The organism is Mesorhizobium sp. M4A.F.Ca.ET.090.04.2.1 (assembly GCF_003999085.1).
In the GTDB taxonomy this organism is placed as follows: Bacteria; Pseudomonadota; Alphaproteobacteria; order Rhizobiales; family Rhizobiaceae; genus Mesorhizobium.
In genome coordinates, this window is record NZ_RZOT01000917.1 from 1 (window position 1) to 1,031 (window position 1,031).

The 1,031-nt window shown below is 61.4% G+C and carries 1 protein-coding gene; it reads left to right on the forward strand.

All coding sequences use genetic code 11. The annotated features are described in order from the left end of the window. Window positions 1–1,031 (forward strand): protein translocase subunit SecF (gene secF, locus EN781_RS33135; protein WP_127400759.1); only part of this gene is annotated, 1,031 nt, incomplete at both ends.

Here is a 1,031-nt window from a genome sequence, read left to right on the forward strand (position 1 = left end):
GTTCTACCTCGGCACCGGCCCGGTGAAGGGTTTTGCCATCACCTACGCCATCGGCATCCTGACCACGGTCTTCACCGCCTTCACCTTCACCAGGCTGCTAGTGTCGATCTGGCTGCGCCGCGCCCGGCCGAAGGAACTGCCGAAGGCGCCGGTGACCTTCATTCCGCCGGGTACGAAGATTCCGTTCATGGGTATCCGCCGTTGGACCTTCGCGCTGTCCAGCCTGCTGTCGATCCTGTCGGTCGTGCTGTTCATGACCGTCGACATCAATTACGGCATCGACTTCAAGGGCGGCTCGCTGATCGAGGTGCAGGCCAAGACCGGCAATGCCGATCTCGCCGACATCCGCGGCAGGCTCACGGAGCTCAACATCGGCGAAGTGCAAGTGCAGCAGTTCGGCGAGCCGAACGACGTGCTGATCCGCGTCGGCACCCAGGACGGCGGCGAGAACGCCGAGCAGACCGTCATCGACAAGGTGCGCGGCGAGTTGCAGGACCAGTATGATTTCCGCCGCGTCGAAGTGGTGGGACCGACGGTTTCGGGCGAACTCGCCAAGCAGGGCACGATCGCCATGCTGATCGCGCTGGTCGGCATCCTGATCTATGTCTGGTTCCGTTTCGAATGGCAGTTCGCTGTCGGCGCCATCATCGCCACGATCCACGATGTGGTCATGACGATCGGCTTCTTCGTCATCACCGGGCTGGAATTCAACCAGTCGTCGCTGGCGGCAATCCTGACCATCATCGGTTATTCGCTGAACGACACCATCGTCGTCTACGACCGCGTCCGCGAGGATCTTCGAAAATACAAGAAGATGCCGCTGCCGCAGCTGTTGAACAACGCCATCAACGAGACCCTGTCGAGAACGACGCTGACCTCGGTGACCACGATCCTGGCACTGCTGGCGCTGGTGCTGTTCGGCGGCGAGGTGATCCGTTCGTTCACCATGGCGATGCTGTTCGGCGTGGTGTTCGGCACCTATTCGTCGATCTTCATCGCCGCGCCGCTGCTGATCCTGTTCAAGTTGCGGC